This is a genomic window from Botryobacter ruber (assembly GCF_003347595.2).
Taxonomy (GTDB): Bacteria; Bacteroidota; Bacteroidia; order Cytophagales; family Hymenobacteraceae; genus Pontibacter; species Pontibacter ruber_A.
Window position 1 is genome coordinate 106,174 of sequence record NZ_QCZK02000049.1, and the last position, 26,304, is coordinate 132,477.

The 26,304-nt window shown below is 52.0% G+C and carries 22 protein-coding genes; 7 read left to right on the forward strand and 15 right to left on the reverse strand.

The window, feature by feature from the left end; translation table 11 throughout:
* Positions 1–196: 196 nt before the first annotated feature.
* From DCW36_RS15985 to DCW36_RS15995, 3 genes are all read right to left on the reverse strand, one after another.
* Complete coding sequence (locus DCW36_RS15985) at positions 197–976, reverse strand: TIGR02757 family protein (protein WP_114781272.1); 780 nt, start codon at positions 974–976, stop codon at positions 197–199.
* Between the two features lie 95 nt (positions 977–1,071).
* Positions 1,072–2,061: a LysM peptidoglycan-binding domain-containing protein gene (locus DCW36_RS15990; protein WP_240676203.1), complete on the reverse strand. Its 990-nt coding sequence runs from the start codon at positions 2,059–2,061 to the stop codon at positions 1,072–1,074.
* A gap of 18 nt (positions 2,062–2,079) precedes the next feature.
* The gene (locus DCW36_RS15995) at positions 2,080–2,925 is read right to left on the reverse strand and encodes a DUF4905 domain-containing protein (RefSeq protein ID WP_240676204.1); all 846 of its coding nucleotides are present in this window, start codon (positions 2,923–2,925) and stop codon (positions 2,080–2,082) included.
* Positions 2,926–2,947: 22 nt separating this feature from the next.
* Here DCW36_RS15995 and DCW36_RS16000 point away from each other — a divergent pair, with 22 nt between their 5' ends.
* Positions 2,948–4,300, forward strand: coding sequence for an NfeD family protein (locus tag DCW36_RS16000; protein ID WP_114781275.1), 1,353 nt, complete (start codon positions 2,948–2,950; stop codon positions 4,298–4,300).
* Between the two features lie 151 nt (positions 4,301–4,451).
* Here the strand turns inward: DCW36_RS16000 and DCW36_RS16005 are convergent, their stop codons facing one another.
* The 3 genes from DCW36_RS16005 to DCW36_RS16015 form a co-directional block, all read right to left on the reverse strand.
* Complete coding sequence (locus DCW36_RS16005) at positions 4,452–6,359, reverse strand: DUF294 nucleotidyltransferase-like domain-containing protein (protein WP_114781276.1); 1,908 nt, start codon at positions 6,357–6,359, stop codon at positions 4,452–4,454.
* Positions 6,359–7,057 (reverse strand): 3'-5' exonuclease, encoded by a 699-nt coding sequence (locus tag DCW36_RS16010; RefSeq protein ID WP_164891160.1) that lies wholly within the window; start codon positions 7,055–7,057, stop codon positions 6,359–6,361. The genes DCW36_RS16005 and DCW36_RS16010 overlap by 1 nt, the downstream gene beginning before the upstream one ends.
* A gap of 140 nt (positions 7,058–7,197) precedes the next feature.
* Positions 7,198–8,364: a hypothetical protein gene (locus tag DCW36_RS16015; protein WP_125185321.1), complete on the reverse strand. Its 1,167-nt coding sequence runs from the start codon at positions 8,362–8,364 to the stop codon at positions 7,198–7,200.
* A gap of 351 nt (positions 8,365–8,715) precedes the next feature.
* On the opposite strand from DCW36_RS16015, the gene DCW36_RS16020 reads away from it, so the two are divergent.
* The gene (locus DCW36_RS16020; RefSeq protein ID WP_114781280.1) at positions 8,716–8,931 is read left to right on the forward strand and encodes a hypothetical protein; all 216 of its coding nucleotides are present in this window, start codon (positions 8,716–8,718) and stop codon (positions 8,929–8,931) included.
* 126 nt (positions 8,932–9,057) lie between these two features.
* Here the strand turns inward: DCW36_RS16020 and DCW36_RS16025 are convergent, their stop codons facing one another.
* Both DCW36_RS16025 and thrA read right to left on the reverse strand, forming a co-directional pair.
* The gene (locus DCW36_RS16025; protein WP_114781281.1) at positions 9,058–9,912 is read right to left on the reverse strand and encodes a prephenate dehydrogenase; all 855 of its coding nucleotides are present in this window, start codon (positions 9,910–9,912) and stop codon (positions 9,058–9,060) included.
* 305 nt (positions 9,913–10,217) lie between these two features.
* Positions 10,218–12,671 carry a bifunctional aspartate kinase/homoserine dehydrogenase I gene (gene thrA, locus DCW36_RS16030; protein ID WP_114781282.1) on the reverse strand — a complete coding sequence of 818 codons (2,454 nt, stop codon included), beginning with the start codon at positions 12,669–12,671 and terminating at the stop codon, positions 10,218–10,220.
* A gap of 269 nt (positions 12,672–12,940) precedes the next feature.
* Here thrA and DCW36_RS16035 point away from each other — a divergent pair, with 269 nt between their 5' ends.
* Positions 12,941–13,798: an urease accessory protein UreD gene (locus tag DCW36_RS16035; RefSeq protein WP_164891161.1), complete on the forward strand. Its 858-nt coding sequence runs from the start codon at positions 12,941–12,943 to the stop codon at positions 13,796–13,798.
* Between the two features lie 264 nt (positions 13,799–14,062).
* On the opposite strand, the gene ureG is transcribed toward DCW36_RS16035, so the two are convergent.
* The 6 genes from ureG to DCW36_RS16065 all read right to left on the reverse strand — a co-directional run bounded on the left by ureG (position 14,063) and on the right by DCW36_RS16065 (position 20,458).
* Complete coding sequence (ureG, locus tag DCW36_RS16040; protein WP_114781284.1) at positions 14,063–14,815, reverse strand: urease accessory protein UreG; 753 nt, start codon at positions 14,813–14,815, stop codon at positions 14,063–14,065.
* Between the two features lie 128 nt (positions 14,816–14,943).
* Positions 14,944–15,621 carry an urease accessory protein UreF gene (locus DCW36_RS16045; RefSeq protein WP_114781285.1) on the reverse strand — a complete coding sequence of 226 codons (678 nt, stop codon included), beginning with the start codon at positions 15,619–15,621 and terminating at the stop codon, positions 14,944–14,946.
* A gap of 285 nt (positions 15,622–15,906) precedes the next feature.
* Positions 15,907–17,628, reverse strand: coding sequence for an urease subunit alpha (gene ureC / locus DCW36_RS16050; RefSeq protein WP_114781286.1), 1,722 nt, complete (start codon positions 17,626–17,628; stop codon positions 15,907–15,909).
* 179 nt (positions 17,629–17,807) lie between these two features.
* Entirely contained in the window at positions 17,808–18,563 is a 756-nt protein-coding gene (locus tag DCW36_RS16055; RefSeq protein WP_114781287.1) for an urease subunit beta, read from the reverse strand.
* Positions 18,564–18,580: 17 nt separating this feature from the next.
* Positions 18,581–19,186, reverse strand: a complete 606-nt coding sequence (locus tag DCW36_RS16060; protein WP_125185322.1) for an urease accessory protein — start codon at positions 19,184–19,186, stop codon at positions 18,581–18,583.
* A gap of 180 nt (positions 19,187–19,366) precedes the next feature.
* Positions 19,367–20,458: an o-succinylbenzoate synthase gene (locus tag DCW36_RS16065; protein WP_114781289.1), complete on the reverse strand. Its 1,092-nt coding sequence runs from the start codon at positions 20,456–20,458 to the stop codon at positions 19,367–19,369.
* A 218-nt stretch (positions 20,459–20,676) separates the two neighbouring features.
* Here DCW36_RS16065 and egtB point away from each other — a divergent pair, with 218 nt between their 5' ends.
* Complete coding sequence (gene egtB / locus DCW36_RS16070; protein WP_114781290.1) at positions 20,677–21,948, forward strand: ergothioneine biosynthesis protein EgtB; 1,272 nt, start codon at positions 20,677–20,679, stop codon at positions 21,946–21,948.
* A gap of 15 nt (positions 21,949–21,963) precedes the next feature.
* Positions 21,964–22,965, forward strand: coding sequence for an L-histidine N(alpha)-methyltransferase (gene egtD, locus DCW36_RS16075; protein WP_240676205.1), 1,002 nt, complete (start codon positions 21,964–21,966; stop codon positions 22,963–22,965).
* 8 nt (positions 22,966–22,973) lie between these two features.
* Here egtD and DCW36_RS16080 read toward each other — a convergent pair whose 3' ends face one another.
* Positions 22,974–23,633 (reverse strand): transposase, encoded by a 660-nt coding sequence (locus tag DCW36_RS16080; protein ID WP_114781292.1) that lies wholly within the window; start codon positions 23,631–23,633, stop codon positions 22,974–22,976.
* An 80-nt stretch (positions 23,634–23,713) separates the two neighbouring features.
* Here DCW36_RS16080 and DCW36_RS16085 point away from each other — a divergent pair, with 80 nt between their 5' ends.
* Complete coding sequence (locus tag DCW36_RS16085; protein WP_114781293.1) at positions 23,714–24,823, forward strand: pyridoxal phosphate-dependent aminotransferase; 1,110 nt, start codon at positions 23,714–23,716, stop codon at positions 24,821–24,823.
* 44 nt (positions 24,824–24,867) lie between these two features.
* A complete protein-coding gene (locus tag DCW36_RS16090) occupies positions 24,868–26,214 on the forward strand; it encodes an MATE family efflux transporter (protein ID WP_114781294.1) in 1,347 nt (448 codons plus the stop codon).
* Positions 26,215–26,304 lie beyond the last annotated feature (90 nt).

Here is a 26,304-nt window from a genome sequence, read left to right on the forward strand (position 1 = left end):
CTGCTAATGATGGAGTGGTAGGTTCGTACGTCCTGAACTTGTAAAGGTGCAATGGGTAAAACTGAAGCGCCATGCCGAACAATGTTTCTGCACCTGCCACCACAGCCTCTGCACATGCGTGAGGAAGATAAGTGAACTGCTGATGGAAAGATGAATGTTCGTCTGTACCATGCTGCTACGCTTGCCTCTCCCCTCCCTAAAACTTCTCCTCTATCCCCAGCCCGAACAAGGCAAAATCGTACTTCACCGGGTCCTGCGGGTCGAAGGTGCGGAGGTGGGCGGTGAGTTCTTCCGCTGTCTGCCAGTCCAGTTGCGGCCTGGTGATCAGCCCCAGCTTCCGGGCCACACGCTCCACGTGCACATCGCAGGGACAAATAAGCTCCGATGGCTGCATGTGGTGCCAGATGCCGAAGTCCACTCCGGCATTGTCTTTTCGCACCATCCAGCGCAGGTACATGTTCAGGCGCTTGCAGGCCGATTTGCGGGCGGGTGTGGCAATGTGCTTGCGCGTGCGCTGCGGCGCCTCCTCCAGGCTGAAAACCAGCTCATGAAAATACTCCAGTCGCTCTTTCTGGGTTTTTAGTTCGTTCTGCTCCCCGGTAAAGGCTGTCTCCAGGCTGTCGTGCTGCTGGTAGTATTGCCGGAAAAAGTGCAGCAGGTAAAGCAAATCGGTATCGTTGAAGGTGCGGTGCTTAAAGCCCAGGAAGCGCTTCAGGTCCTGCTCCTGGTGGTGCAGGACAAAATCGTGCGGCGCGTTATCCATCAGGTCCATCAGCTTCAGGCAGTTGTTGATGATGGTGCGGCGCTGCCCCCAGGCCAGAATCGCAGCAAAAAAGCCGATGATCTCGATGTCCTGCTTTTTGCTGAAGCGGTGCGGAATAGAAACAGGATCGTTCGGAATGAAGTCAGGTTGGTTGTAGCGTTCTGCCCGGTCGTCGAGCAAGGCTTTGATGGAGGCGTAGGTGTAGGTGGTCATACAGGAGAGGCTATGGTGGCTGGAGCAGCAGACTATTTATGCAAAAAGACCGGAGCTTTTTGCCCCGGTCTCCCCTTTTTTGTTTATTTTTTCGATTAAGGAACGTAAGAAAGATCTACCCTGAACTTCGAATCGACCGCGCCCAGTTTCTGGTAAGCTTTTTTCGAAATCTTTACCACGACCTTATCGTTCGCGCCGGTTTCCGGTAACTTCCCGATCACACGCACATACACTACCTGCCCATTCATGGCATTTTTTACCTGCATGATGGTGCCCACAGGCGCAGCGCGGTGCAGGGCCAGGTATTTGTCGGTATCGGCTTTCGGATCAATCATTTCGGCCAGGCCGCTTTCCATCACTTTCCGGATACCCGACTCTTCTTCCTCTTCTTCTACAGGCTCAGGCGTTGCAACAGCCACTGGTTCTGCTTTCGCCGTTGCGGCACCGGATGCAGCCACAGGTTCTATCACTTTTGGCGTGGCCGTATCGGCAGCGGAAGCCAGGGCATAACCGGTATGGGCAGGCGAAGCAGTAGTTCCTATGCCAACCACCAGCTCAGCGCCAATGTTTACCTGGTTCGAGGTCATTTTATTCCAGCGGATAATGTCTTCCACGCTCACCTGGTACATCCGCGAAATGCTGTACAGCGTTTGCTTCGGCTCTACCACGTGCAGCTTTGTAACGCCACTACTGTTGGCAGAAGTTGCGGCAGCAGCACCGGAAGCCACGGTGGTAGCAGGCACCGTTTTAGGCGCAGCAGCGGTATACACTGCAGCAGGTTTTGAAGCAGGTGAAGCAGGTTTAGCCGCAGCAGCCGTTCTGTTGCGCGGAATAAACACGATCTGGCCTATCTTAATGGTAGTTTCTACAGCAGGATTGGCCTCCACAATCTGCGCAACCGACACCCCATACTTCCTCGACAGTGCATACAGCGTTTCCTTTGGCTCTACCTTATGCTTCACAAACACCTTCCCGTTTTTATGCTCCACCCCTACCGAATCGCGCACAGCGGCAAACGAAACAGCAGAAGCAGGAACCGAAAAGAAAGAAACCAGAAAAAGAATACTGAAAAAAACTCGAACCATGACTCTAAAATTTACGACTCACACAGGCAGCAAATATACCTGAAGAATTGTTTTATTTTGGATAAAATATAATGAATCCTTAAAGATAAAAAAAGTATCTGAACCAATGCCACTTAATCCGGCAGCTAAAGTTTCGCTTAACAACAAATTGCCTTCCAGGTCAAATACTGCTACTTCGTTTGCTAACTTATTTTCAGCACCAGGCAGGTAATAACTTACCAGGATGCAGCTATTGGTTTCAGCATACTCTATCCCCTTCACCGCCTGAACGCCCAGCCTGTCCGCTAAAAATGCCTGAACCGTCAGGAAATAAGGCTCCCCTTCCAGATACAACACCGGATAGACACATTTGTTGTACCGGGCGCCGAAAAAATCTGCTACCGCAGCAGCGGCTGCCTGCTGGCTGATGTCCGCTTCTTTTGGCTGCCCTGTTTGCAGGTCGAGCAGCTGAAAACCTTCTTCCGGGTGCGCAACCGCAAAGGCATACAGACCTTCTGCCCCGATACCGTAAAAGGCCAGCTCCTGCTCTTCCCAGCGCTGCGTGCCGTCGCCTGTACGGGCGGTAATGCCTTTGTGCTGGCCCAGTTTGCGGTCGCCGTAGCCGTGCAGGAACACCAGGCCGTCCTGCGCATCCTCCAGCCCCTGCCACCATACCGTCTGCTGCTGTAAATTTAGTTGGGCAAGGGCAAAACTGCGGCAATCGAAGCTGTAAAAACAGGCCAGCAGCACATCGCCGTCCCGCACTTCCAGGGCTAGCCTGTCGGTGGCCGTATCCAGTTTCATGCGCCACACGGGTGCGCCAAAATCGTATATAAAAGTTGGAGAAAGAATATCCTGCTGATTTTTTGTTAACTTATTGCCCATACCCGAAATCGAGCTACAATTTATGAAATCTATCCCAAAGCGCTTGCATGTACAGCTGCTCTGTTTGCTCCTGTGCACGCTGCTGCTTCCAATAAGCGCCTTGGCCCAGCAACGGCCAAAAGTCTTCCTGTTCCGCATCGGAGCTGAAATAGATCCGCGCACCAACCGCTACAGCGAACTGGCCCTGGAAGAAGCTACCCGCATCGAAGCCGACCACATCCTGCTGGAACTCGACACCTATGGCGGTGCCGTAAACGATGCCGATGAGATCCGGAAACGCTTGCTCGAATACCCCAAACCGGTGTATGTGTTTATCAACAAAAATGCCGCCTCGGCCGGCGCCCTTATCTCCATTGCCTGCGACAGCATTTACATGGCGCCCGGCGCCAACATTGGTGCCGCCACCGTTGTAGGCGCCGACGGTGTGGCGGCTCCCGGCAAATACCAGTCCTACATGCGCTCCATTATGCGGTCAACGGCCGAGGCAAACGGAAGAAACCCGCACCTGGCAGAGGCCATGGTAGAAGCCAGTGTAGACAGTACGCTCTCGGCTGGGCAGGTACTCACGCTCACCACCTCCGAAGCGATAAAATACGGCTTCTGCGAAGGCAAAGCCAGCAGCATTAACGACGTACTGCAACAGGTCGGTTTACAGGATGCGGAGCTGGTAAAGTTCGAGCTGGACACGGTAGACAAGGTCATTTCCTTTTTCCTGAACCCGCTCATCAGCGGTCTGCTGCTGCTCATCATTATCGGCGGCTTATATTTTGAACTGCAGACACCCGGCGTTGGCTTTCCCTTACTGGCAGCCCTGGTAGCCGCTGTTTTTTACCTGACGCCTTACTACCTGAATGGGCTGGCTGAAAACTGGGAGATCCTGCTCTTTATCCTGGGGCTGGTGCTGCTGGGGCTGGAAGTGTTTGTAATACCGGGTTTCGGCGTGACGGGCATCAGCGGCATCATCCTGGTGTTCCTGTCGCTGGTGCTGGTGATGGTGAACAACCAGAACTTCGATTTCACTTTTGTAGCTTCCAAAGCCCTGATGCAAAGCCTGATCGCCGTGTTTGTCGGGATGATTGGCGCGTTGTTGCTGATCGTGCTTTCCTGGAACCGGATGGTCGGCAGCAAGTCGATGCAGCGCCTCATCCTGCACAAGAAGTTCGAAAGCGAGGAAGGCTACCGCTCCTCCTACGCCGCCTCGCACCTGATCGGTAAAACCGGCGTCGCCCACACCCGCATGGCCCCCACCGGCCGCGTGCTCATCGACGACACCCTCTACGACGCCCACGCCCGCGAAGGATTTATAGAACGCGGCGAACCCATCCAAGTAATAGAGCACACCACATTTTCATTGAAAGTTAAAAAAGTATCGTAGGGTGAGGGTTCACCCCTCACCTTCATGACCCCAAAGAAATTCCAACAAATTAACAGAGAACGATTGACGGGTTTATTTAATCAGGAATGTTTGACCAGGGAACGATTGGTGCGGGGTAAACCCGCACCCTACATGCCCATTCAACTACCTACTATCCAAAAATATTATTCGTAAACTCCACCTTTATGTAAGACTGGAAGTTTTTGATCGTCTTGAAAATCTCCTTCAGGGTTCCCTGCTCGATCTTGGTCAGGCTGCCAATGTCGATGAGGTTATCTGGAGCCACTTTGTCGTCCATGATCTGGGTTGCCTGCTTTTTCAGGCGCAGGCTCATCAGGTAGTAATACGACTGGATGAGTTCGTTGTATTCCGTTTCGGTAAAAACGCCTTTGTTCTTTAAAGCCTCCAGGCGCTCGCCGGTGTTGGTTTTAAAGATCCGGTTCCGCAGCGCATGCACCCGCACCAGGTCCACGATGGGCGTCATGGCTTTTTTGATGTCGAACACCTGCTGCGAGCCAACGGTAAAGGTGCGGATGTTCTTCAGGAACGTCAGTGGTGGCTCGTACTGCAAAGCGTTGTTGGCCATATGGAAGAAAAGCTTCTCCAGCGGCTTTTGCAGCTCCTGGTCCAGGAAAGCCTTCAGCTCGTCCATGATCGCTTCTTCGCCATAAACATACCGGCAGTCGAAGAAGGTGGAGAACTTGATGACCGTTTCCGGCACCGACAAGCTGATCCAGCTTTCATAGTTGCGTTTCCAGTGCGACAGCGAGTGCGTCCATTTGTGGTTGCTGGCCATAAAGCCGCCGGTGCAGTAGCTGAAGCCGATCATGTTCAGCCGGTCCGACACCATTCTGGCAAAGTTGAGGAAGTACTCCCGCACCAGCTCGCGCTGCTCGTTGGCTTTGTCTTCGTAAATAATGGCATTGTCCTGGTCGGTTTTCAGGGTTTGTTCTTTGCGGCCCTCGCTGCCCAGCACCATAAAAACAAATTTGGCAGGCGGGTCGCCCACTTCATTGATCACCCCCTCTATTACATTCAGTGTGATCGTATCGGCAATGGTGGTCACCACCTGGTTCACGATTTCGGCTTTTACGCCACGTGTCAGCAGCTGCGTTACAATTTCGGGTACCTTCTCCCACTTCTTCTTCAGCTCATACACCGAACGCGCCAGCTTCACCGACTGGATAAACAGGAACGGCGACTGCGCCTGCTCGCTGAGTAATTTATTCCGGCTAATAAACCCGATGTAGCTGCCGTTTTCCTTCAGCAGCAAATAGCGCGTTTTGGTATGGAACATCAGCAGGATCGCCTCATATACATACGCCTGTGTGCTGATGGACACAATAGGGTTATCCATCACATAGCGGATAGGCGCGTACACATCGGCCTTACGGGCCACCACGTTGTCGCGCAGCGTAATATCCGTCACAAAACCGATGATCTGCTCCTGCTCGTCCGTTACGAAAAGGCAGCTCACCTTTTGCTCGGCCATGAGCCGGGCCACCTCAAAGATGGGAGTTTCGCTGTCGCAGGAAACGATGTCGCGGTGTTCGATGCTTTCTATTTTGCGGGAATAGAGCTGCTCCGACGCAATATAATTCGGCTCTAAGGTAACAGGCCGCTTCACATAATGCACGTACTCATCGTCCATCATCCGCTTGCCAAACTGCGCTGTGAAGAAGTGGAAAAACTCTTCGTACGCCTGGCACAGGTCCTTGAAATCGCGCCTGGGCAGGGAATAAACCAGCGTCCCTTTTTTAGCGATAACCGTGCGCAGCGACCTTTTCCGGTTCAGTAACACGGAAGCACCGCCGTAGCAATAGCCGGGGCCGTGGTGGTCGATCACCTTTTTGTTCTGGTCGCTGTCGTAGAAAAAGGCCTCGTACTCTCCCTGCACAATAATGTCCACGCCACGCATCTTGGTCACGTCCTGGTGGTAGATGAGTGTTTCCTTATCGTACCGCACCTCCAGCAGCAGATCGGCAACGCTCAGCAGCACATCATCGGGCAGAATATCAAAAGGTTTTACCGTCTTCAGAAATCTTAATCGGTCGTTCATCACCAGTAAAGCGTTAAAATGAGAACTACAAAAATAACGAAAAAAGCAGACAAGCAGCCGGGCGCCCACGATTCGGCTTTCTCCCTGATTCCCTTCGGATGCTGTTGCTGCTCAATTACCGCATCGTCTACTTCGCCCCGCTGGCACAGTTCAAAAAAGCACCGGGCGGTGGCACGGGCATCCGCCAGCGCATCGTGCTGCTGCTCCGGTTCAGTACCGAACAGTATGCGGTGCAGCTCGTTCAGCCTGAGGTACCGTCGCCGCAGGTTACGCGAATAGAACGTGGTAGACTCCATGGTACAAAATGTCGGGTATTCATGCAACGGGAAATCCAGTCCTGCCCTGTAAAAGGCCACGCCCATCATGTGCAGGTCGAGCTGCATAAAGTGCCCTATCAACATAGGTTTATACTGTTGCAGGTCATCCGCCAGCAGCGTCAGCACGTCGCTTCGCCGTTTGCCATGCTTCAGCAGAAACGCTCTTGTAATGCCATGGATCTTTCCGGCTGCAGCCGAGATTTCAAAATCATCATCGCTGATGTAATGATTCTCCGCTTTTACCTCTTCTCCATGCCTGGTATAGATTATCCAGGCCAGCTGCACATTATACGGCCAGTTGCCCGGCTCCGAATAAGGCGCGTTCCAGTCTTTGGGCAACCCGGAAGCCTCCGTATCAATAAACAGCAGAAAATCTCTCACATTTTGAAAGTACGGATAAATATCCTGCAGAAGAAACGAATGCCGGTATTATTTAACCTGCCACCATGCGGACGGAGCTGTTCATGGTGCTGTTAGAGGCTACATGAATAGCAAAGCCACTGGTGCCGCAGGCCCTGTTGCTACATGTTCATACGGGAATAGCTTTTCAGCTTAGCATCCTGGGGTACAAAAAATTTCCTGAACAGGCTGGTGATCCCGATGGCAGATAAAATAAAAACAAAAGGCAAGACAGGCACCAGGAAACGACCATCCCAGTTTTCGGTAGTGAGGGTGACGGTAAGCACCTGTGTCAGGATATAGCCGATGATAAAATAATGTTCTTTCCTGTTGGGTGGGAAAACCCGGAACCCCTGGTAAGCAAAATAATAGAGTGGCCAAAGAACAGTGACGATAAGCAGGTTGTGCAGCCAGGAAAAATAGGGCTTCACGTTACTTACAAAAAGGAAAAACTTGATGCTGGAAATCTTAGCAAAATAAAGCGGGTTCTGTACCACAAACAGCACCATCCGGACCAGGGGCGGGTAATGTGTTGGCGGCACAGTTAAGTCGGCAGGCGCCTGCACCCCGAGCGAAATGTTCGGGTAAATGATTTCCGCTTTCAGATAACTTTCGATCAGGATATGTGTTCCCAGCATTTTATTCAGCAGCACAGCACCGAAGGCAACCACAAGAATACCTACAGTAATGAGTGTCCCTTTGCTGATCCTTATTTTATTCAGGGAGCCAAGGAAATAGCAGGCAAGCCCGACGAAAAAGCCGAAACCGGTTGGCCGGACAAGAAAGGTAAACAGCAGCGGAACAGCCAGGAGCACATAGTGCCATCGCTTTTCACATTTCAGCAGCAGGAAAAACGAAATGATACACATGCTGGTGAAGACGGATTCGGTGTAGATGTAAAAATTCCACTGGTGTATTTTTACCCATGCTACGTACAGAAACAGCGCCAGCAAGGCAATAAATTTTTGCCCGCTTATTTGTTTTACGGCAGCATACAGGCAAAAACCAGCTATCCCCGATAACAATACCTGTAAGGCAACCACAGCCGAAAGTCCGCCTTTAAAAAAGAAAACGGAAGCCAGGAAAGATGTGTAGCCCAGGTACCAGATGGTACGTTCTCCCGGTAAACTCCCGCTTAACAACCCTTTCGCATCCGCAACATAAACGTCAGTATCCACCGGCGTTCTAACACCAAAGGCCAGATACATCCCCAGCTGCACGGCAGCCCACAGGATAAAAAGGAAAATTAAGATGCTGATAGAATTAAAACGCTGTAATCTGGCTGCCATGTTCATATGCATCGTAAACTGGTTAGAAGAACAGAGGGTAAAGATAGGGAGTATCCGGCAAAAGCAACACAAATTCGCAGCCTCCGCCACAACAACTATAACTGGTTGCCAGCCAGTAGCTTACTATTCACAAAAGGAACAAATGGAGCAGAACAGGCCCGCACATCCCCAAATATTAACAGATGTTGATATTATTAAAAAGCTAACTTTTGTTAGGAATTTATAAATTAACGTTAAAAATATTACGCCTTTTTAAACAAATTGTTAATTTTTTCGTAGCCTTTTGATACAACTTATTAAAAAATTGCTTAACTTAGTTCCAAGTTCAACAATTAGCCGTCAAATGTAGAAATGGAGTACAGTTTAGTAGTTGCGCCAAGTTTAGAAACTTTAGCAGCAGAAGTAGCAGTTTTTTTCCCTAAAGGTTGGAAATTAAAAGGTGGAATTTTAGAGCATAACCAGGGTTTTGCTCAGCAACTGGTTCGTAAACCTTCTGATTCGATCCGTTACCGGAAACAGGCTCCTATGATGAAGCCGCCAAAGCAGCGCACTAAATGGATTGAGTAGTTCCGCTTCAGCTATTATTATAGATTTTTGTGAAAGCCATTTCCGATGCCAGCAAGCCTGCTGTGCCGGAAATGGCTTTTTTATGTTTCAAAAACGCATCTGCACCTGCCACCACACCCACTGCTGCTAGGTAAGCCCATCCAGCACCGAACGGATTTTGTTTGCCTGCACCATCATCTCGTACAGCTTTTCGGTATCTTTACTTTTCAGGCATTCCTGGAACTGTTGCAGGTGCGAGATGTATTCGGCCAGGGCGTGGCTCAGAAAATGGGCGTTCTGCTCGAAAATGGGGGCCCACATATCGGGGGAGCTTTTGGCTAAACGAACCGTGGAGGCAAAGCCACTGCCGGCCAGTGTAAAAATATTCTTCTCGTCTTTCTCCACATCCAGCACCGTCAGCCCCAGCAGGAATGAACTCACGTGCGAGAGGTGCGAAATGTAGGCCACATGCTTGTCGTGCTCCTCGGGCTGCATAAAAATAGTTTTCATCCCCAGCAGGTCAAAAATTTCGAGCGCGGTAGCAACTGCTTTCTCCGACGACTTCTCCCGTTCGCAGATAATATTCATTTTCCCTTTGAAAAGCCCTTCGAGTGCCGCCGTAGGGCCGGAGTATTCGGTACCGGCAATGGGGTGGGCGGCAACGAACTGCTGCCGGTTCTGGTGCTCCCGCACCGCCTCGCACAACAGGCTTTTGGTAGAGCCCAGGTCGATCAGGACCGATTCCGGACGGATGACATCCAGAATTTCAGGTAAAATTTTCTGTATGGCCGAAACCGGTATGGCCAGAATAATAATGCCAGAAAGTGCAATCGCTTTTTCAAGCGGTAACACGGCATCTACCAATCCTATCTCCAGGGCCTTTGCCGCATTTTCGGGATTTTGTTCTACTCCTATGATGGTACTGGCAAAGCCTGCCTTCCGCAGATCCTTTGCCACAGATCCGCCAATCAGGCCTGTACCAACTATTGTTACTACTTTCATTGTTTGTTATTTCAGCTGCTGTGCGCCTGTTGTTTTTACATGCAGGCGGTGCCGAAGAGCGTGCAGGATATTGAAAAATATCTCAACCAGCTTTTTCACCTGGCATTGTAGCAGCACTGTTATTTAAAGTACAAAAGTACACAGAATTATCTTTGCGCTTCAACCGGACGCAGAAAATTAACTTTCGCAGCAGCAGCGGGAGTGGTGGTGGCAGCAGTGAACTTTTAATAGTAGGTGCTAACGCTGGATAAAAGAAAAGGCAGGATGTGAGCCACCCTGCCTTCGCTTGTATTTTTCAGTTTTGCTTAAACTTCGTGTGAGCCTACGTTTACAATGTCGGCGAACACACCGGCTGCGGTTACTTCGGCGCCGGCACCAGGTCCTTTTACCACCATCGGACGATCTTTGTAGCGGTCCGTTGTAAAGGAGATGATATTGTCGCTTCCGGAAAGTACGTAGAACGGGTGACTTTCGTCCACCATCTGCAGGGTGATGGTTACCTGGCCGTTTTCCAGCTTACCGATATAGCGCAGGGCTTTGCCGCTGCTCTCGGCTTTAAACTTCAGCTCGTTGAAGTAACCTTCCGAAGCCTTCAGTTCTTCGTAAAACTCAGGAACCGACTTGGCTTTCAGGCACGACTCCGGCAGCATGTTTTCGATCTGTACGTCTTCCGCCTCCAGCTTGTAACCTGCGTCACGGGCCAAAATCAGCATTTTACGCATGAAGTCGGTGCCGTTCAGGTCGTCGCGCGGATCTGGTTCGGTAAAGCCTTTCTCCTGCGCCATCTTCACGACATCATGGAAAGTGGCATCGCCTTTAAAGTTGTTGAAAATAAAAGAGATGGTGCCCGAAAGTACAGCCTCGATGCTCAGCACGCGGTCGCCGCTCATCATCAGGTCTTTGAGCGTACGCACAATCGGCAGCCCCGCTCCCACGTTGGTTTCGTAGTTGAAGTCCACGCCGTGCTGGTGCGCCGCTTCCTTAAATGTTTTGTACTGCTTGTACGACGACGAATTACCGATTTTGTTCGAAGTAACCACCGACACGTTTGAGTTGAACACTTCTTCGTAAAAGGCTACCGGCTGCGGGCTGGCCGTATTGTCCACGAACACACAGTTTGGCAGGTTCATCTGCTTCATCGTGTCCACAAACTCCGCCAGCGACGAAGTTCCGCCAAGTTCCTCGAGCTTCTGCTGCCAGTTGTCCAACGGAATGCCATCCGCATCGAAATACATTTTGCGGGTATTGGCGATGCCGACCACCTTCACTACAATGCCATTGTGCTTCTGCAGGAATTCGGCGTGCTCGTTGAGCTGGCGCAGTAAGGTTTTGCTGATGTTGCCGGTGCCTACGCAGAACACGTTGAGCGTTTTTTTCAGCTCGGTAAAGAAGGCATCGTGCACGGCATTCAGCGCCTTCGCCAGGTCCTGGTGCAGGATGACAACCGAGATATTGTGCTCCGACGATCCCTGGGCTATGGCACGCACGTTTACACCGTTGCGGCCAAGAGCAGAGAAAAGCTTGCCGGAAATGCCCGGTGTCTTTTTCATGTTCTCGCCCACAATCGCCATGATCGAGAGGTTCTCCTCCACCACAACCTTCTCCAGGATGCGGGCATTCAGTTCTTTTTCGAACTCCTGCTCGATCAGCAGCTGCGCCCGCACGGCCTCTTCCGGCTTGATAGCGGAGGTAATGCTGTGCTCCGAAGAGCTTTGCGTGATCAGGATGACATTGATCTGCTCACGAGCCAGCAGCGAAAAAAGTCTGCCGCTGAAACCGGCTTTGCCCACCATGCCACTGCCATGCAGGTTGATCACGTTGATCTCGTTAATGGACGAAATCCCTTTAATCGGCAGTGTGGACGTGCTGCTGGTATGGGTGATGCGGGTGCCCGGGAAATCCGGGTTAAATGTATTTTTCAGGACGATCGGGATCCTTTTCAGGAAAACCGGCATCATGGTTGGCGGGTAAATTACTTTGGTGCCAAAGTACGACATTTCCATGGCCTCGGTGTACGAAAGCTCTTCCAGCGAAAATGCTTTGCGCACCATCTGCGGATCGGCCGTCATGATGCCGTTGGCGCTCGTCCAGATCTGTACTTCGCTGCAGTTTAGCGCAGCGCCAATGATGGCGGCGGTGTAGCTGCCGCCTCTGCCCATGGTGGTCACTTGGTGGTAATGGTCGCTCCCGATGAAGCCGGTTACAAAAAGCAGCTTGTCTTTATGCTCCTGGTAATAGCCCTGGATCAGATGGTCCGTGGTGTTGGTATCTACTTTGGCATTTCCGAAGTTGCTGTCGGTTTTCACGATGGTGCCGGAATCAACAAACTTGGCTGCCGGGAATTGCTGTTCCGCAATTTTGCTTACCATAAAAGCAGCACTTCTTTCGCCATAGCTGATCACCATGTCCCGCGATTTCGGCGTGCACTCTTTCAGGTTGCTGATAGAGGTCAGCAGTCCTTCCACTTCTTTAAAGTATTGTGCCAGCTGCTCAAAAACCGGCGCCTGGCTTTGTTCCGGCAGCATGGCCCGCACTACCTCAAAATGCTTTTCTTCCAGTTGCTGCAGGTCCTCTGTAACATTTCCGCCCAGCGCGGCCTCGTCGGCCATTTTGGAGAGCATGGTCGTAACGCCATTCATTGCCGAAAGAACAATTATCGGATACTCGCCCGCACTTGCCTCGGCTTTGATGATATCCAACATATTGATGATCCCTTCAGTTGACCCGACTGAAGTACCTCCGAACTTTAATACTTTCATGCTTTAGGTTTTAAAAAAAAGCGCCTTCCTGATGGAGGAAGGCGCTTTTCGGTTTTGATTCTGTTATTTTAAACCAAATAATCTCCTTCCCCATGCATTTTTCGAATGATGGTGTTGGTGATAATATGGATTATTTGCGTTCTGTTCATAAATGTGACGCTAATATAGGCAAAATCTTTTATTCGCAGCGGCTTTTCCTGATTTTTTTGAAAAAAGTCTGCCCCGGAACAAACAAAACTGTAATTTGCCAACGTCGGAAAGAAGGAAGCATGAACAAGCAAACAGGCTGGAGCGAACTGGAGGTAGCGCTGGTACAGCAAAAGTCAAACGTCATCACGGCCAGAAGCATACAACCGCTCAAGTTGCTGAACCCAAAGGCACAGGGCACCGGTTGCCATGTGGTGCTGTCGAGCTATGGCGGCGGCATGGTAGCCGGCGATACCATCAGGCTGCGGGTTTCGTGCGGCACCGCTTCTACGCTTTTCCTCAGTACACAGGCCAACACCAAAATTTTTAAATCGGAAGATGGTGCTGTGGCAGCGCAGCATGTGGCGGGCGAACTGGCGGAGCATAGCCTGGCGGTCGTGTTCCCGGACCCGGTGGTGTTGCAGGAGGCAAGCCGGTATAAGCAGGTGCAACACTGGGAGCTGCAGCCAAATTCGCTGCTGCTGGTGGCTGACTGGTTTCATTCGGGCCGAATGGATGCAGGCGAGCGCTACCTGTTCCACTCGTTCCTGTCGGAACTGCAGGTGCGCGTAAACGGGAAACTGGTTTTGCTCGATCGTTTCTCCTTTCAACCGGAAGAGCACATCGCCACCTCTCCGGCCAACTTCGACCAGTACCAGACCATGCTGTCGGTTTACCTGGTCGGCTCGCCTGCCGATGCGCGGTTTCAGCTACTCGCTCAAACACTGCTGCAGCTAAAAATGACAGAAACCGAGTCGCTTCATTTTGACTTGACCGCTAAAGATGTTGTGGTCTCGGTAACGAAAGTAAAGGAAGGAGTATTCATTCTGCGGGCCATGGCCAAAAGCAGGCTGGACCTGCAACCGCTCTGCGATACGCTGCTGGAGGAGCTTTCAAAACCAGAGTTGCTGGGTTACAACCCGGTCAGGCGGAAATATTGAGTACTGAGAAGTTTGCTGCTGCAGCCACCACAGCCGCTGCTCCTACAATGGCTGGTTCTGTACGATTGCCGGTGCACGATTAGGACAGGTCGCGACCCAATGCCGTCAACTTAAGAAAAAATTACACATCGTGTCATTTCGACCGAAGGGAGAAATCTGGTGTTAATAGAGGTACATGCCAGATTTCTCCCTTCGGTCGAAATGACAAATATCCTTAAGTTGACGGCATTGGATCGCGACCTGTCCCTACGGGTATTCCTTTTTCTACCGCCGGTCCTCCCGCACCGACGCCAGCGCTTTTTCTTTGGCTTTGAAAATATGATCGATGATGGTATCGAGGTTGTAGCCATCCAGCGCCCGGGCAAATACAAAAGGACCTTCGCCCCGCATCTTCAACGAATCCCGCTCCATCACCCCCAGGTCGGCCCGCACCAGTTCAGCCAGATCAATTTTGTTGATCACCAGCAGGTCTGACTGCGTAATGCCCGGTCCGCCTTTCCGTGGAATTTTATCGCCGCCCGACACATCGATTACATAAATGGAATAATCCACCAACTCCCGACTGAAATGAGCTGCCAGGTTATCGCCGCCGCTCTCTACAAACAGGAAATCAATGTTGTAGTCAAATTTAGACATCAGTCCCTCCAGCGCATCCATGTTCAGGGAAATGTCTTCTCGGATAGCCGCATGCGGACAGCCACCGGTTTCTACGCCGACTATCCGGTCTTCGCTCAGGGCGCTGTTCCGGATAAGAAATTCGGCATCTTCGCGCGTGAAAATATCGTTTGTTACAACGCCTAACTGGTGCGTGTTGCGAAGACGTTCGCATAGCGCTTTCAGCAGGGCTGTTTTACCCGTTCCCACCGGTCCGCCTATACCCACGGTAAAAGCCCGCTTCCGGAAGTTGCGGTACGACGGCAGCTTCCGGGTTTCCCGCTCCTTAAAATCACCCGGCGATTCGTAAAATTCATGCGCGTGCCCGTGGAGCAATAGGGCTAATTTATCTACAAAAGCCATAGTTTGGGAGTTAGAGAGTTAGAAAGTTTAGGAGTTAGAAAGGTATAATTTGTAGGGGTTGAAGATTTTCAACCTTTTCCTGGGTGGCACAGAAATTTGAGCGTTGCAGAAACTGTTATACATGATTCTTAATTCTGGAATAATTTTGAATAAATGTCTTCGTGCAAAGCCTGTGCTGTGTCGAGCAGAAACGCAGACCGACAGGCTTCGTGGTATTCTTTATCTGCATGTTTCTCCAGCAGGTTTTCAAAGATACTATAGAAATCGTGTTGTAGTTTGTGGCCTTCCATGGGGCCAATAAAGCCGAGCCGGATAGCAGCGCTGACCTGGTCGCGCAGCGCCATGTGCAGGTACATGCCCTGGGCGTCCTGCACCGAAAAACCTGTACGCTTCAGGCAAAGCGCGAACACCGGCACAAAATGCATAGCCAACTCCTGCTCTCTGAACCACGCTCCTATTTCTGTTAATCCTGCCTCCGGGTAAAAAGTAGCCAGCAGTCTGAGCCAGTTTTTCGCCTGCACCAGGCTTGCCTTGTGCAGCACCGGCACCAGCATCATCGCATCGTATGCTTCCGCAATTTGCGCCAGTTGTTCGTTCAGGTCCTCCTGTTCCAGCTTGAAAACAGAATTAATAAACGGCACCTCCATACTCACCGCCTGCTGTAAAAATGCATACAGGTAGTTCCGCAACCCAAACTGGTTCTTAATCAACCCAAACGTGATGCTGCTTTCCAACCCATACGAATAGGCAAATGCCCCCGTCGGGATAGCGGAATCAACCAAGTGCAGCAAACGGGTGAATTTCATTTTTTAATGTACTGATTTTTAATGTGCTAATGTGGTAATGGGGTAATGGGGTAAAGGATTAAAATGCTAAAGGGTTTTCGAGAACATTGTTTCTTAACCTTTTCAACTCTCTATCTTTCAGCGTCACTATAATGGGGTTCAAAATTTTGAACCCCTACAAAAATATCTACCTCTCTACCTCTCTACCTCTCTACCTTTCTACCTCCTAAACTCTCAAACTCTCAAACTCTCAAACTCTCAAACTCTCTAACTCTCTAACTCTCTAACTCTCTAACTCTCTAACTCCTAAAACAGATTATACAACTGCGCCAGTGGTAGCTTTTCTGCGGGTTCGCAGGTGAGGTGGACGCCGTCTACGGTTACTTTGTAGGTTTCCGGGTCTACCTGGATGTTGGGCAGGTAATCGTTCAGGGCCATGTCTTTTTTCGTAACGCTGCGGCAGTTCTTCACCCCGACCACCTGTTTCTTCAGTCCGTAGTTTTGCTTAACGTGCTCCACCGATGCCTGCGACACAAACACCATGGACGATTTGCCGATTGCCGGCCCAAAGGAGCCGAACATGGGACGGGAATAAAAGGGTTGTGGTGTGGGAATAGAAGCATTGGCATCGCCCATCTGCGACTGCACGATAATGCCGCCTTTTATCACCATCTCAGGCCTGGAGCCAAAAAAGGCTGGTTTCCAGAGCACCAGGTCTGCCAGCTTTCCTGTTTCTACCGAGCCGATTTCGTCGGAAAACCCATGTGCCCGGGCCGGGTTGATCGTGTATTTAGCCACATACCGCCTCGCCCTGAAATTGTCTGCTTTGCCGGCTGCACCGGAGTCTTCGGGCAACGGACCACGCTGAACTTTCATTTTATGCGCCGTCTGCCAGGTACGTGCCACCACCTCGCCTACCCTACCCATGGCCTGCGAGTCGGAAGCCATAATGGAGAGGGCGCCCATGTCGTGCAGGATGTCTTCGGCCGCAATGGTTTCGCCGCGAATGCGACTTTCGGCAAAGGCAACGTCTTCCGGGATATTCCGGTCGAGGTGGTGGCACACCATGAGCATGTCGAGGTGCTCGTCAATGGTGTTCACCGTGAAAGGACGGGTGGGATTGGTGGAAGAAGGAATCACGTTTGGCTCGCCGCAGATTTTGATAATATCGGGTGCGTGCCCGCCGCCTGCGCCTTCGGTGTGGTAGGTATGGATGGTTCTGCCTTTAAAAGCATTCGTAGAAGTTTCTACAAAGCCGCTTTCGTTCAGGGTGTCGGTGTGGATGCAGACCTGCACATCGTACTGTTCGGCAATGCACAAGCAGGTGTCGATGGTGGCGGGGGTGGTGCCCCAGTCTTCGTGCAACTTAAAACCTAGCGCGCCGGCTTCGACCTGTTCAGCCAGTCCTTCGGGTTTAGAGGTGTTTCCTTTGCCCAGGAAACCGAAGTTAAGCGGGTAAGCCTCCGTTGCCTTCAGCATCATTTCAATATAAAAAGCTCCGGGCGTACACGTGGTGGCTGTAGTACCTGCCGCCGGTCCCGTACCGCCACCCAGCATGGTGGTAATTCCCGAGGCAAGCGCTTCCGGAATCTGCTGCGGACAAATAAAATGAATATGGCTGTCGATAGCACCGGCTGTCAGGATCTGGCCTTCACCGGCCACCACTTCGGTGGTAACGCCTACTACCATGCCGGGCGTAACACCAGGCATGATGTGCGGATTACCGGCTTTTCCTATCCCGGTGATGCGTCCGTCTTTTATGCCAATGTCTGCTTTGTAGATTCCGGTGTAGTCCAGCACGAGCGCGTTGGTGATGAGCAGGTCGAGTGCTGCTGCCTGAGGGATGCCTGCAGCCTGTCCCATGCCGTCGCGCAGCACTTTGCCGCCGCCGAACTTGCACTCTTCGCCATAGGTGCAGTAGTCTTTCTCCACCTCCACCACCAGGTCCGTATCGCCCAGGCGCACTTTGTCGCCGGTGGTGGGGCCGTACATTTCGGCATACGCCTGCCGGTCTATCTTAAAGCTCATAGTTTTTTTACTTGTCTAAACCTTTGATTTACGGTGATTTGATTGATTAAATTGATTTTTTTATTTACCCTTTAAATCAAAAATGATGACTTTAATGACTTTAATGAACTGTAGTGATTTTCTTAATTCGATTATCTAGGCTCTAGAGAAATCAACTTAATCAATCAAATCACTGGAAATCAAAGGTCATGACGAAATCCCTGCTGTTTCATTCTTTCAACAGCCGCCTGTTTTCCTCCTTCATCCAGTGCACCATTCGTCAGGTTGTTACCACCATACACTTTCCGTTCCCCTGCCAGCGCCACTAGCTCTACCCGTTTGCGTTCACCCGGCTCAAAGCGTACCGCAGTGCCAGCCGGAATGTTCAGCCGGAAGCCGAAAGCTTTTTCGCGGTCGAACTGGAGTGCGGCGTTTGTCTCGAAAAACGGGTAGTGCGACCCTACCTGCACCGGGCGGTCGCCCATGTTGGTGACGTCGAGCGTTACGGTTTCCCGCCCTTCGTTCAGGACGATGTCATCGGGTTGCAGCAGGTACTCCCCTGGGTTCGGACAGATCAGGTTATCAGGAGAATCTGTTAATTTTATTTTGTTAAGGCCGGAACCGTAAAGCGCCAGGTTCGAGTTTCCCTGCTCCCGGCACACCGGCTGGTGCACCGTAACGAGTTTGGTGCCGTCCGGGAAAGTACCTTCCACCTGCACTTCGGCTATCATGTCGGCCACGCCTTCCATCACATCCTGCAGCCCCAGTATTTTTTTGCCTTTGTCCATGAGCGTCGCCACACTTTCGCCGTCCCGGATAAATTCGAGCAGCTGCGTGGCAATCAGCGCTACCGCTTCCGGGTAGTTTAACCGCAGGCCCCGCGCATACCGTTTCTGTGCCAGGAAGCCGGCGTTGTGCAGCACCAGTTTGTCAATATCTTTGGGTGAGAGATGCATGGGTTGATTTTTTTTAATTAGAGAAGAAGATGCTCGTATACCATCCAGCTGCCGTACCCGATGCAGATCAGCGACGAAAGGATGACCACTCCTGCCCGCAGGTTGCGGCTGATTTTCATGCGCCTGGTAAACGGGATACCGAGCAGACTTGCTGCGAGAAACATCCCGGCAATTGAGCCAATGCCAAACACCAGCAGGTAACTGATTCCCAAAAACGGATTGCTGATGCGGCTCATCACCGACCCCACCAGTATACCACTCCCGGCCAGGCCATGCACTAAGCCAACCGTATACGCAAAGCTTTTCTGATAGCGGACCACCGGCGTTCGTGCAAAATTGTTTTTGTTCGTCAGGCGGCTGATGCCCATCAAAATCAGCATAATCCCCACAAAGGCTTCGAAGTAACCGGAACCGGCAAAGGTGAGGTTTGTGAGAATAATTATGGAGCCCAGGAGGACGATGGTCGTCGTATGGCCCAGGCCCCAGTACACGCCGTCTCTGGCAGCCAGCAGCAGGCTGTCGCGCCTGGATACGATGTTGCTGACCGCAATCAGGTGATCTGCCTCAAACGCATGCCCTACGCCTACCATTGCAGCAAACAGAACCGGTAACAGAGCTTCCACTTTTCGTGTCTTTGGGTTAAAACTAAATATAGGAAAACTTGCTTAAATAACCACCTGTTCCTGCTGAAAATCTGGACATTCCTTTTCCATTTTCTGATTTAAACAGGAGCAGCGGCTGTGGTGGCTGGTGTAGCAGACATTTTGAAACAAAACAGCAATGCTTTTGTCAGGCAACCTCCTTCAGCCCACTTCTCCCGGCCTTTTTACATCGCCCCATTCCTGCCCAGGCTTGTACCAGAGTTCGCCCCGCTCAATCTGCAGCGGCGAGGGGATATTGTTGTGGTAGAGCTGTCCGGTACCGAGGCCCTGCTGCAGGGTAATGTCGTAGTTGGCCGTGAACTGGCTGATGGCATTCAGGCCGATGTTCGATTCAAGCGCAGAGGTCATCCACCAGCCTATTTTCCGCTCCTCCGTCAGCTGTATCCATTCGGCACTGGCTGCCAGTCCGCCTACCAGCGTTGGCTTCAGGATAATGTACTGCGGCTTGATCTGGTCGAGCAGTTTTATTTTTTCGGGCAACTGCTGCACGCCGATCAGTTCTTCGTCGAGGGCGATGGGCACGGGGGTGTAGGCGCAGAGTTGGGCCATCAGGTCGGGCTGCCCGTGTTTGATGGGCTGCTCGATGGAGTGCAGTTCGTAGCGGGCCAGTCGTTCGAGCTTCCGAAAAGCTTCTTCTGGCGTAAAGGCGCCGTTGGCATCTACGCGTATGGTCAGTTTGTCGGCTCCTGCTGTGCTCCGGATGGTTTCCAGCAGCTCCAGCTCCGTGGCAAAATGCAGGCTGCCTATTTTCAATTTAAGACAGGTATAGCCCTCCTCCAGCTTCTTTTGGATCTGCTCCTGCATAAACTCCTTCTCCCCCATCCACACCAGGCCATTGATCGGGATTCCGGCCTCGCCGCGGCTAAAGGCATTGTCATAAATTTTCCGTTTGCCGCCGTTGCGCAAATCCAGCAGCGCCGTTTCGAGGGCAAACTTTACAGATGGCCAGGCTTCCAGCTCCAGTTCTGCGTCCAGCATCGTACCATCTTCGGTAAGTGCTGTGCCAGCATTAATTTTTTCACACACCGCCGCCAGTTGCTGCGACAGGTCTGCCCGGTAGTCGATGCTCAAGCCGGACAGCGGCGCGCACTCGCCAACCCCGATCACATCGGGCTTCTCCTGCTGCCACAGCGAAACATAATAGACGGTGTGCTCAGTAATAGCCCCGCGGGAGGTGCGGGCATCGAACTTGAAGCGGAGCGTATGGGAGGTGAAGCGGGCCTGGTAGGTCATGTTTTCAGATTTTGGGATTCAGTTGACAATTAACTACTACTTGCAGTGCAGCGCTTAAAACTACAGCTTCTTCCGGTTAAGTTAAAACCAAATCCGGACTTCGTGAGTACATAGCACTTCAACCATACGTATACTAGTGAAAAGAGCTACTGGTGCAGGTGTCAGGTTACACGGCTGCGGCGAAGCGCCAGTATTTACATCCTGATCAAAAAAACTGAATGAGCACGCTGACAGCCACTATACCTCAGACAACGCTGGAACGGTACCGGAACATCCGGGCCCGTACAGAACAGATTTGCCAACCCCTGGAAGCCGAAGACACGGTGGTGCAACCCATTATCGATGTCAGTCCGCCGAAATGGCACATGGCGCACACCACCTGGTTTTTCGAAACGTTTGTGCTGGCGCCCCACCTGCCCGGGTACAAGCACTTTCATCCGAACTACGGTTACCTTTTCAACTCCTACTACAACAGTGTAGGCAACCGCGTACAACGCGGCGAACGAAGCACCCTCACCCGTCCGCCCCTCCGCGACATTTACGCGTACCGGCAGCACGTGGACGAGCACCTGGAACAGCTCCTGCAAAACCTGGACGATGCGAAAGCTACAGAAATTCTGCCCGTGCTGGAGCTGGGCCTGCAACATGAACAACAGCACCAGGAGCTGCTTATCACCGATATCAAGTACATCCTGAGCACCAATCCGCTCCTGCCGGCATATAAAAAGTCTGCTGCAGCTGCCACCACAGCCGCTGCTCCTGTTCCGGCAACCTTCCTGGAAGTTCCGGGCGGTGTTTACCACATCGGCTACCAGGGCGACGGCTTTAGCTTCGATAACGAGCTGGGGGTGCACGAGGTCCTGCTGCCCGAATTCAACATCATGAACCGCCTGGTAACCAACGGCGAATACCTGGAGTTTATGAACGATGGCGGCTACGAAGATTTCAGGCACTGGCTCGACGAAGGACTGGCCTTTGTACGTGCTGCAAACATAAAAGCCCCGCTGAATTGGGTGCAGCAGGAGGGCGAGTGGCACCGCTTCAGCATGCACGGACTCGAGAAACTGAACCCGCACCAGCCTGTCTGCCACCTCAGTTTTTACGAAGCCAACGCCTACGCCAGCTGGGCCGGAAAGCGCCTGCTCACCGAATTTGAATGGGAAGCAGCCGCGCAGGTTTATCCGCCGGACAAAGGCAATTTCGTGGAGTCGGAACTGCTGGAACCTGCCGCCGCCAACGCCGGTACAGCAGGCGTGCAACAACTTTTTGGCGATGTGTGGGAATGGACTTACAGCGCCTACCATCCTTATCCCGGCTTTTCAAAGGCGCCTGGCGCGCTGGGGGAATACAATGGCAAGTTTATGGTGAACCAGATGGTGTTGCGGGGCGGCTCCTGTGCCACCCCCGAAAGCCACATCCGCACAACCTACCGTAATTTTTTTCACCCGGACAAACGCTGGCAGTACAACGGTATCCGCCTGGCCCACTAACCCTTATTTATGCACGTGAAAGCACCCATCCGCCCGATCATAGACCTGAGCCTGAAAGCTGACGGCAGTACCGATACGGCCCTTTTTGCCCGCGACGTAGTAGCAGGCTTAAGCAAAAAGCAGAAAACACTCTCCTCCCGCTACTTTTACGATGCTACCGGCAGCAAACTGTTCCAGCAGATCATGGCGCTGCCCGAGTACTACCTCACCCGCTGTGAATTCGATGTGCTGACAGAGCAGAAACAAGCCATCTCCGCACGGTTTGGATCCGATGGTTTCTTCCATTTGATAGACCTCGGTGCCGGCGATGCCCTGAAAACCAAGATATTGCTGCGGGAGTTGTACCAGCAACAGCAGGAATTCGATTATGTACCCGTCGATATTTCGGGCGATGCCATGCTCCACCTGACGCATGCCCTGCAGGCGGAACTCCCAAAGGTAAAGGTACAGGCTGTAGTAGGCGAATATTTCAGAGCCCTGGAGTGGCTGCAGGAGCACAAGCACGAACGGAAGGTGGTCCTGTTCCTGGGTTCCAACATCGGCAATTTCAACAAAGACGAAAGCCTGGCCTTCCTGAAAGTGATCCGGAGCTACCTAAAAGCCGGCGACAAGTTGCTGATGGGCCTCGACCTGCGCAAAGATCCGGACACCATTCTGCAGGCCTACAACGACCCCACCGGTGTTACGGCAGCCTTTAACCTGAACCTGCTGGAGCGCATCAACCGTGAACTCGGCGGAAACTTTGTACTGGAAAATTTCCGGCACTTCGCCACCTACAACCCGCTGGAAGGCGTGATGCGCAGCTTCCTCATCAGCAAAGTAAAACAGCAAGTACACCTTGCCGCCGCAGATCAAACCTTCACATTCGATGCCTGGGAAGCCATCCACACTGAGAATTCTCATAAATACACGCTGGAACAGGCACAGGAAATGGGAAAGGCCTGCGGCTTCCGTACCGAAACTGTTTTCCAGGACCAACAGGGCTGTTTTGCCGACGTATTGTTTGCCGTGGAATGACAGCAGCTTCATGAGGTTGCAAAAAACATATCCTCCTTCCATTTTGCGGGATTATGCCGGATATAGTCGGCAATATTTTGGTACCCTCTTTCATGCCGGATGATATGTTCGTAGTAATTGCGTTGCCACAGTTTCCCATTAAAAGGAAGCCACCCCAGCTGTTTCACCCCCCGGATATATTCATTCGTCGTCATCGTTTTAAACCATTGCACCACCCGATGTAGGGGCGAACCCACGTGTTCGCCCAAAACAGGAGAACCGGAGCCTGAATCAGAAGCTGCCGAATAAGGGCGCATTGTTGGATCGGCTTGATTGGGAGCAGCATGATTGGGGTCATGATTGGGGGCAAAATCTGGGGCATTGTCTGGGTCATGATTAGGGCGAACACGTGGGTTCGCCCCTACGTTTACCACAATGGCGTGAAAATGATTGGGCATGACGATATATTCATCCAGTTCGATATCCGGAAACTTTTCAGGTATCTTCTGCCACCATTTCTCAATGATACGACCGGCTTCATTTAGGAACAGCTGGCTGTTTCTGATGTCACCAAACAGGCACGATTTGTTTTGGACACAGATGGTTATAAAATACGCACCTGCTTGCGTATAATCGTAACCTTTGAGGCGGATGGACCGGCGATGGTGAATCAGTGGGTTGTAGTTCATACGTAATTCAACTCTAAGCTTATAGTCAAACCATACGGAAACAATACTTACCTTGTCACCTAATTGTAACCCCTACAGCCATGCACCTCATCAACCTCGCCTCCGGCCTCTCCTACTTTCCTACCCCCGAAAAGGCCACTGCTGCTGCCACCATTGCCTTAGCAGCTGATGTGAACGGAAAATACGGCCCTATGGAGGGAATTACGGAACTAAGAACTGCGATCGCCGAGAGGTATACAGCAGAAGGTGTGGTGACAGGTGCAGCACAGATTTTAATCACGCCCGGCAGCAAAATGGCGCTGTTCAACCTGTTTTCGGTGCTCCTGCGGCACGGCGACGAAGTGGTGGTACCCACACCTTTCTGGTTTGGCTTTGAGGAACTGATGAAGTACAGCAAAGGAAAACTGGTGCCGCTGCCGACGACACTGGAAAGCAATTATACGTTAACGCCCGAAGCTCTCCGCAGTACCTTAAGCGACCGCAGCCGTATACTGTTACTAACCAACCCGGGCAACCCGACCGGACGGGTGTATACTAAACCGGAACTCGAAGCTATTCTTGACGTGGCAGCCGACTTCCCGAACCTTTATGTATTGAGCGATGAGATTTATGACTTTGTTACTTACGGCAGCCCTTTTACTAGTATCCTTTCCTGCGAAGGGACGACGGAAAGAACAGTCGTAGTCGGCGGTATTTCCAAAACCTTTGCCATGGCCGGCTGGCGGGTGGGCTACATTGTGGGCACCCCGGATCTGATTAGCCGTTTTCTCGACTTCCAGGCGAGTACCGAGGGCGGTATCAGTCCGTTGCTGCAGCATGCTGCCCTGGCTGCTATCGAAGCGCGTGCTGCTATACTCCCGCCCATGCTGCAGGCGCTCGACCAGAACAGGCAACTGGTAAAGGAAAAGCTCGGGCTGATACCGCAGGTTAGATACGTTCTGCCACAGGGCGCCTACTACTTCTTCCCCGACTTCAGCTACTACATCAACAGCAGCACCCCCACCGGTGAAAAAATAGCTACCAGCACCGACCTTTGCCGCTACCTGAAAGAAACTGTTGCCCTGGAACTGGCTCCCGGCGATAAATTCCGGGCGCCGGGTCATGCCCGTATGTCGTTTGCAGTCGAGCAGGAGGTACTGGAGGAGGCAATGCAGCGGCTGATCCATGCCTTGCATCAGCTGCAGAATTAACTAAAAAAAACCGTACCTTTGCGGCCCTTTTAACAGCCGTGGGTATGAGATCAGAAGAATACAGGGAGCACTTTTCAAAAAATTTCAGGCTGGCGTACCCGGTCATCCTGAGCCAGCTGGGGCACATTCTCGTGAGTGTATTTGATAGCCTCATGGTGGGGCAGATCGGCACGCTGCCGCTGGCAGCCGCATCGCTGGGAAACAGCATCTTCACCATTACCCTTGTGTTCGGGTTGGGCGTATCCATGAGCATCACCCCGCTGATTGCCGGTGCCGACGGACGAAAAAACTATACCCGTATTTCGCTGCTCCTGCTCAACGGCCTGCTTTCAAACCTGCTGGTGGGTATCTTGCTGTTTGTGAGCGGCTACTTTCTGTCGCCTTTCATTTCGGTGCTTGGTCAACCGGCGCCTGTGGTTTCACTGGCCGTTCCTTATCTCAATATCCTCTTCCTTTCGCTGGTGCCGCTGATGGTATTCCAGGCTTTCCGGCAATTTGCGGAGGGGCTGGCGCTTACCAGGCAGGCCATGTGGATTTCGGTTATTGCCAATGCCCTGAACATCATGCTAAACTACATTCTGATTTATGGCAAACTGGGCGCTCCAGCTTTGGGTCTGATTGGCGCCGGATGGGCTACGCTGATTTCGCGGGTGGTAATGGCCGGCATGATGGCGGGTTATGTGCTCTACAGCAGGCGCTTTGTTATTTTCAGAAAATTCTTGAATTACCGGCACCTTTCGTTTGTGCACATGTACCACATTTTCCGGCTGGGCCTGCCTATTTCCGTGCAGATGATTTTTGAGATGGGGGCCTTCAGCTTTTCGGCTGTGATGATTGGCTGGCTGGGAGCAAAAGAACTGGCGGCGCACCAGATTGCCATCAACGTGGCGTCGGTTACTTATATGATGGCCAGTGGCTTTGCGGCGGCAGCCACCATCCGGGTTGGCAACCAGAAAGGACTGGGCAACTACCGGGCCATGCGCCTGGCAGGCAACAGCAGCTTTGTAATGGCGGCCCTGTTCATGACCGGCAGCGGGCTGCTGATGGTGCTCGGCAAGAGTCTGATCCCCATGCTTTACATCGACAACCCGGAAGTGATTGCCATTGCTTCGGACCTGCTGCTGATTGCGGCGCTTTTTCAGATTTCGGATGGCGTGCAGGTGGTGGGGCTTGGGGCCTTGCGCGGCCTGGAAGATGTGCGCATACCGGGACTGATTTCATTGGTCGCCTACTGGGTTATCGGGTTGCCGGCTGGTTATTTTCTCTGTTTCAAGGCTGGCTTTGGCGTGAACGGCATCTGGACAGGTTTACTGATTGGACTTACGGTAGCTGCCATCCTGATTTACAGGCGGTTTCGCAGGCTCAGTCTGCGTTACAACTACAATAAATAAAAAAATCCAAATTACGGGCACCATTTCAAAAAGTTTCCTGTTAAGAAAATAACTGTGCATGTTCTACTTCTAATCAAACCAAATGTTATT

Excerpts from the sequence above, each read along its gene's own strand:
- DCW36_RS15985 (WP_114781272.1), bottom strand. The coding sequence starts at position 976 with ATGACCACCTACACCTACGCCTCCATCAAAGCCTTGCTCGACGACCGG.
- DCW36_RS15990 (WP_240676203.1), bottom strand. The coding sequence starts at position 2,061 with ATGGTTCGAGTTTTTTTCAGTATTCTTTTTCTGGTTTCTTTCTTTTCG.
- DCW36_RS15995 (WP_240676204.1), bottom strand. The coding sequence starts at position 2,925 with ATGGGCAATAAGTTAACAAAAAATCAGCAGGATATTCTTTCTCCAACT.
- DCW36_RS16000 (WP_114781275.1), top strand. The coding sequence starts at position 2,948 with ATGAAATCTATCCCAAAGCGCTTGCATGTACAGCTGCTCTGTTTGCTC.
- DCW36_RS16005 (WP_114781276.1), bottom strand. The coding sequence starts at position 6,359 with ATGAACGACCGATTAAGATTTCTGAAGACGGTAAAACCTTTTGATATT.
- DCW36_RS16015 (WP_125185321.1), bottom strand. The coding sequence starts at position 8,364 with ATGGCAGCCAGATTACAGCGTTTTAATTCTATCAGCATCTTAATTTTC.
- DCW36_RS16020 (WP_114781280.1), top strand. The coding sequence starts at position 8,716 with ATGGAGTACAGTTTAGTAGTTGCGCCAAGTTTAGAAACTTTAGCAGCA.
- DCW36_RS16025 (WP_114781281.1), bottom strand. The coding sequence starts at position 9,912 with ATGAAAGTAGTAACAATAGTTGGTACAGGCCTGATTGGCGGATCTGTG.
- thrA (WP_114781282.1), bottom strand. The coding sequence starts at position 12,671 with ATGAAAGTATTAAAGTTCGGAGGTACTTCAGTCGGGTCAACTGAAGGG.
- DCW36_RS16035 (WP_164891161.1), top strand. The coding sequence starts at position 12,941 with ATGAACAAGCAAACAGGCTGGAGCGAACTGGAGGTAGCGCTGGTACAG.
- ureG (WP_114781284.1), bottom strand. The coding sequence starts at position 14,815 with ATGGCTTTTGTAGATAAATTAGCCCTATTGCTCCACGGGCACGCGCAT.
- DCW36_RS16045 (WP_114781285.1), bottom strand. The coding sequence starts at position 15,621 with ATGAAATTCACCCGTTTGCTGCACTTGGTTGATTCCGCTATCCCGACG.
- ureC (WP_114781286.1), bottom strand. The coding sequence starts at position 17,628 with ATGAGCTTTAAGATAGACCGGCAGGCGTATGCCGAAATGTACGGCCCC.
- DCW36_RS16055 (WP_114781287.1), bottom strand. The coding sequence starts at position 18,563 with ATGCATCTCTCACCCAAAGATATTGACAAACTGGTGCTGCACAACGCC.
- DCW36_RS16065 (WP_114781289.1), bottom strand. The coding sequence starts at position 20,458 with ATGACCTACCAGGCCCGCTTCACCTCCCATACGCTCCGCTTCAAGTTC.
- egtB (WP_114781290.1), top strand. The coding sequence starts at position 20,677 with ATGAGCACGCTGACAGCCACTATACCTCAGACAACGCTGGAACGGTAC.
- DCW36_RS16080 (WP_114781292.1), bottom strand. The coding sequence starts at position 23,633 with ATGAACTACAACCCACTGATTCACCATCGCCGGTCCATCCGCCTCAAA.
- DCW36_RS16085 (WP_114781293.1), top strand. The coding sequence starts at position 23,714 with ATGCACCTCATCAACCTCGCCTCCGGCCTCTCCTACTTTCCTACCCCC.
- DCW36_RS16090 (WP_114781294.1), top strand. The coding sequence starts at position 24,868 with ATGAGATCAGAAGAATACAGGGAGCACTTTTCAAAAAATTTCAGGCTG.